This window comes from Pseudomonas sp. Sample_24 (assembly GCF_004307605.1).
GTDB lineage: Bacteria > Pseudomonadota > Gammaproteobacteria > Pseudomonadales > Pseudomonadaceae > Aquipseudomonas.
Genome location: NZ_RCNW01000306.1, coordinates 1 through 4,729, shown reverse-complemented (window position 1 = coordinate 4,729; position 4,729 = coordinate 1). Strand labels below are relative to the sequence as shown.

At 58.0% G+C, this 4,729-nt stretch carries 6 protein-coding genes; 2 read left to right on the top strand and 4 right to left on the bottom strand.

From position 1 onward, the window contains the following. Both D8V06_RS16540 and D8V06_RS16535 read left to right on the top strand, forming a co-directional pair. A partial coding sequence (locus tag D8V06_RS16540) for an EAL domain-containing protein (protein WP_130931330.1) occupies positions 1 to 249 on the top strand: 249 nt, incomplete at its 5' end. Between the two features lie 44 nt (positions 250 to 293). Further along, complete coding sequence (locus D8V06_RS16535) at positions 294 to 1,088, top strand: iron-containing redox enzyme family protein (protein ID WP_130931329.1); 795 nt, start codon at positions 294 to 296, stop codon at positions 1,086 to 1,088. 74 nt (positions 1,089 to 1,162) lie between these two features. On the opposite strand, the gene D8V06_RS16530 is transcribed toward D8V06_RS16535, so the two are convergent. The 4 genes from D8V06_RS16530 to ubiG all read right to left on the bottom strand — a co-directional run. Continuing rightward, a complete protein-coding gene (locus tag D8V06_RS16530; protein ID WP_056856464.1) occupies positions 1,163 to 2,089 on the bottom strand; it encodes a GGDEF domain-containing protein in 927 nt (308 codons plus the stop codon). Between the two features lie 363 nt (positions 2,090 to 2,452). Next, positions 2,453 to 3,193: a YciK family oxidoreductase gene (locus tag D8V06_RS16525; protein WP_056856463.1), complete on the bottom strand. Its 741-nt coding sequence runs from the start codon at positions 3,191 to 3,193 to the stop codon at positions 2,453 to 2,455. A gap of 189 nt (positions 3,194 to 3,382) precedes the next feature. Next, the gene (gene mupP, locus D8V06_RS16520; protein WP_056856462.1) at positions 3,383 to 4,054 is read right to left on the bottom strand and encodes an N-acetylmuramic acid 6-phosphate phosphatase MupP; all 672 of its coding nucleotides are present in this window, start codon (positions 4,052 to 4,054) and stop codon (positions 3,383 to 3,385) included. 4 nt (positions 4,055 to 4,058) lie between these two features. After that, positions 4,059 to 4,729, bottom strand: a 671-nt coding sequence (ubiG, locus tag D8V06_RS16515) for a bifunctional 2-polyprenyl-6-hydroxyphenol methylase/3-demethylubiquinol 3-O-methyltransferase UbiG (RefSeq protein WP_130931328.1), incomplete at its 5' end; no start/stop codon positions are given.

Below are 4,729 nucleotides of genomic sequence, written 5' to 3'. Positions count from 1 at the left end.
ATGCTGGACGACCCGATTAACCGCGCCATGGTCGAGGTGATCAACCACATCGGGCATGTCATGGGTAAGCGCACAATTGCCGAGTTTGTCGAAACGACTCAGATCGAACAGGCTTTGCTGGAGATTGGTGTAGATTATGCTCAAGGGTATGTCATTGAACGCCCGCAGTTGTTTACCTGCGATAGTCTCCAGAGTCGTCCGGCCAGGCCTCAGCCTTTGTTGTTCAAGGCCCCTGGCACGTTCCGTTGAAATCTCTCGCTGATCTAATAATCACAATCAAAAGGAGCTCGACAGTGATCGACACATTCAACCGAACCGGACCGCTCATGGAAGCTGCGAGTTACCCTGAATGGGCTCAGCGCCTGATCAAGGACTGCAGCGAGAGCAAGCGCCGGGTGGTCGAACACGAACTGTATCAACGCATGCGAGATAACAAACTCAGTGCGAAGACCATGCGCCAATACCTGATCGGTGGTTGGCCGGTGGTCGAACAGTTCGCGTTATACATGGCCCAAAACCTGACCAAGACCCGATTTGCCCGCCATCCGGGCGAAGACATGGCGCGTCGCTGGCTGATGCGCAACATTCGGGTCGAATTGAACCACGCCGATTATTGGGTGAACTGGAGCCGTGCACACGGCGTCAGCCTGGAAGATCTGCAGGCACAACAGGTTGCCCCGGAACTTCACGCCCTCAGCCATTGGTGCTGGCACACCAGTTCTTCGGATTCGCTGATCGTTGCCATTGCCGCCACCAACTATGCCATTGAAGGTGCGACCGGCGAGTGGTCGGCGGTGGTTTGCTCCAACGGCGTGTACGCCGCTTCTTTCCCTGAGGAAGAGCGCAAGCGTGCGATGAAGTGGCTGAAAATGCATGCCCAGTACGACGATGCCCATCCTTGGGAAGCGTTGGAAATCATTTGCACTCTGGCGGGGATTAATCCGAGCAAAGCCCTGCAGGTGGAGCTGCGTCAGGCAGTGTGCAAGAGCTACGACTACATGTACCTGTTCCTGGAGCGCTGCATGCAGCTTGAGCACGCAGAGAAGGCACCGGTAACCCGTGAGCGACTGGAATTGGCCGAAAGCTGATCCCGAGAAGCCGCTGTAGAACTGTGGGAGCCAGCTTGCTGGCTCCCACAGTCTTTTGTGCAGCGAGCAACGGCTCAGCCTGCCATCGCCAACCGATTACGCCCCTCGCGCTTGGCCACATACAGCGCATTATCAGCCCGTCGCACCAGGCTTTCGGCAGACTCGCCAGGCAGCAGGGTCGAGCAACCGAGGCTGACAGTCAGTTGAATCGAGCGCCCATCGGCGATGTATTCCTCGCTCTGAGCGGCAAACCGCAGGCGTTCACCGACCAGGGCAGCAGCTTCCCGGCTGGTGTTCGACAGCAGAATCAAAAACTCCTCGCCGCCGAAACGAAACACCATGTCGACGTTGCGCAACTGATGTTTGATCGAAGCAGCAACTGCCTTGAGCACGTCATCACCCGCACTATGACCATGGGTATCGTTGATCTGCTTGAAATGATCGATGTCCAGCATCAACAACGACAACGGTTGCAGATGGCGCCGCGACAGATCTATTTCCCGCTGCAGGGTCTGATCCATCGCGATGCGGTTGCCGGTGCCGGTCAACGGGTCGCGTAACGCGCTTTGAGTGGCTGCGCGGTACAGCAGGGTATTGCGCATCGGATACAGCAATGTCGCCAGCAGCGATTCCAGGTTGCCCTGTTCCTGCTCGCTGAAGCGCTGGTTGCGGCGAAACACCAATTCACCCAGATGTTCACCCTCATGGCTGAGGCTGTAGCTGATCGAGTGGTGGCCGCGTTGACCAAACTCAAGGCGCAGGTCACTGCTCTTGTGCTCGTAGCTCAAGGCATCCAGCGGGACCAGGCGCTGAACTTCAACAAAGAACAGGCCGAGAATGCGTTGGGGTTCAAGACTGGTTTGCAGTTGCAAGCTCAATTGCTGGCGCAGTTTCGCAAGGCTGGCAGGTCTTTCTGGAGAGGGTTGCTGCTGACCAAAACCCAGGCGCTGCAATTTGGCGCTATCGAAGTCAATTGCGTTGGTCTGGGAAGGTGATTTCATATGGCGTGCGCCCTTGAGCAGTAAGGCTGTGTCTTACAAGCTGGGTGAGAGCGGCTTTAGGCTGCGCGTCAGTACTGGTCCGTCAGCCCCGTAGGACATTTCGTACAAGTTTAATCGGCTTTGTAGAAGATTTGGAGCCTGTCGACTGCAGCTCCGCCCGGTTCGCGTTCACACGGCGTATGTGAGCAAGTGCAGAGCGAAAGTCGTGCCAAATCAGGGGTGTTGATAAGTTCTTATAAATCAACTGTTTAGAAGATTTAAGAACGGTTGTGGTGCATGCGCTGACATTAGTTTGACTGGAGTTTCACTTCGGCCTCGGTGCCGCGACGGAAATTCGCCGCGGCACAAAAGCGACGTACGGCATTACTGGGCGTTAAAAGCTTGCCCGTTGATGCCTGTGCTGTCCGGACCCATCAAATACAGGTAGACCGGCATGATCTCCTCGGGCGTCGGATTGTTGAGTGGGTTTTCTCCCGGATAGGCCTGGGCGCGCATGCTCGTGCGGGTGGCGCCCGGGTTGATGCTGTTGGAGCGCACTGGCGCCACGGTGTCGACTTCGTCTGCCAGGGTTTGCATCAAGCCTTCAGTGGCAAACTTGGAAACGCCATAGGCGCCCCAGTACGCGCGGCCCTTGCGTCCAACGCTGCTGGACGTGAATACCACCGAGGCGTCCTTGGACAGCTTGAGCAGCGGCAACAAAGTGCTTGTGAGCATGAACATGGCGTTGACGTTGACTTGCATGACCCGCATGAAGTTTTCGCCTGACAGTTGTTCAATCGGCGTGCGCGGGCCAATGATCGATGCGTTGTGCAGCAGGCCGTCGAGGTGACCGAATTCAGTTTCAATCATCGCCGCCAGCTCATCGTATTGATGGGGCAGGGCGGTTTCCAGATTGAACGGAATCACCGCCGGTTGCGGGTGACCTGCGGCTTCGATTTCGTCGTAGACCTGAGTCAGGTTGGCTTCGGTCTTGCCCAGCAACAGCACGGTTGCGCCGTGAGCCGCATAGGTTTTAGCGGCGGCAGCGCCGATGCCACGGCCAGCGCCGGTGACCAGAATGACCCGATCCTTGAGCAAGTCGGGGCGGGCGGAATAATCGAACATAAAAAACCTCACGACAATTCAACAATAAGGCCGGCACTGAACCTGTGGCGAGGGAGCTTGCTCTCGCTCGGCTGCGAAGCAGTCGTAAAACCTGCAAATTCAGTGTGCCTGATAGATTGCAGTGGCAGATTAAAGGGCCGCTTCGCAGCCCAGCGGGAGCAAGCTCCCTCGCCACAAAAGCATCTCTACTCAGCAGCTACACAAAGCGCTATCAAGCACTTTGCGCAACTCCAGTGGATGATCGACCACCACATCCGCTCCCCAGTGCCGCGGGTTGTCGTCCGGGTGGATATAGCCGAACGTCACTGCCGCAGTCTTGGTCCCGGCATCGCGACCCGATTCGATATCGCGCAGGTCATCGCCCACGAACAGCACGCTGGCCGGATCCAGATCGAGCATCTTGCAGGCCAGGATCAACGGTTCCGGGTCCGGTTTGCTGTTCTTCACATGGTCCGGGCAGATCAGCAAGGCCGAGCGTTCGGCCAGCCCCAGTTGTTGCATGATCGGTTCGGCGAAGCGCAGCGGCTTGTTGGTGACCACGCCCCAGATCAGGTTGGCCTTCTCGATGTCCGCGAGCAGTTCGCCCATGCCATCGAACAGTTTGCTGTGCACCGCACAACCGACGAGGTAGCGCTCCAGGAACTCCAGACGCAACGCCTCGAAACCCGGCGATTCCGGGTCCATCGAGAACGTTACCGCGACCATCGCCTTGGCGCCGCCGGAGATCTCGTCGCGGATGTGTTTATCGTTGATCGGTGGCAAGCCACGGTCGGCACGCATCGCCTGGCAGATCGCAATGAAATCCGGCGCGGTGTCGAGCAGGGTGCCGTCCATGTCGAAAAGAACTGCTCTGATACGCATCGGCTTACTCCTCGCGCAGGGTCTGGATCATGTAATTGACGTCCACGTCGGACGCCAGTTTGTAATGCTTGGTCAGCGGGTTGTACGTCAGGCCGATGATGTCCTTGACGGTCAGCCCGGCCATGCGGCTCCAGGCACCCAGCTCGGATGGGCGAATGAATTTCTTGAAGTCGTGGGTGCCGCGCGGCAGCAGCTTCATGATGTATTCGGCGCCGACGATGGCGAACAGGTACGCCTTCGGGTTGCGGTTGATGGTGGAGAAAAACACCTGGCCCCCCGGCTTGACCATACGGAAGCAGGCGCGGATCACCGAAGACGGGTCCGGCACGTGCTCGAGCATTTCAAGGCACGTGACCACATCGAACTGTTCCGGCATTTCTTCGGCCAGGGCTTCGGCGGTGATCTGCCGGTATTCGACGCTCACGCCGGATTCCAGTTGATGCAACTGCGCGACCGCCAGCGGCGCTTCACCCATGTCGATACCCATCACGGTGGCGCCGCGTTGAGCCATGGCTTCGCTGAGAATGCCGCCGCCGCAACCGACGTCGAGGACTTTCTTGCCGGCCAGGCTGACGCGTTCGTCAATCCAGTTGACCCGCAACGGGTTGATGTCGTGCAGAGGTTTGAATTCGCTTTCGCGGTCCCACCAGCGATGGGCCAGGGCTTCGAATTTGG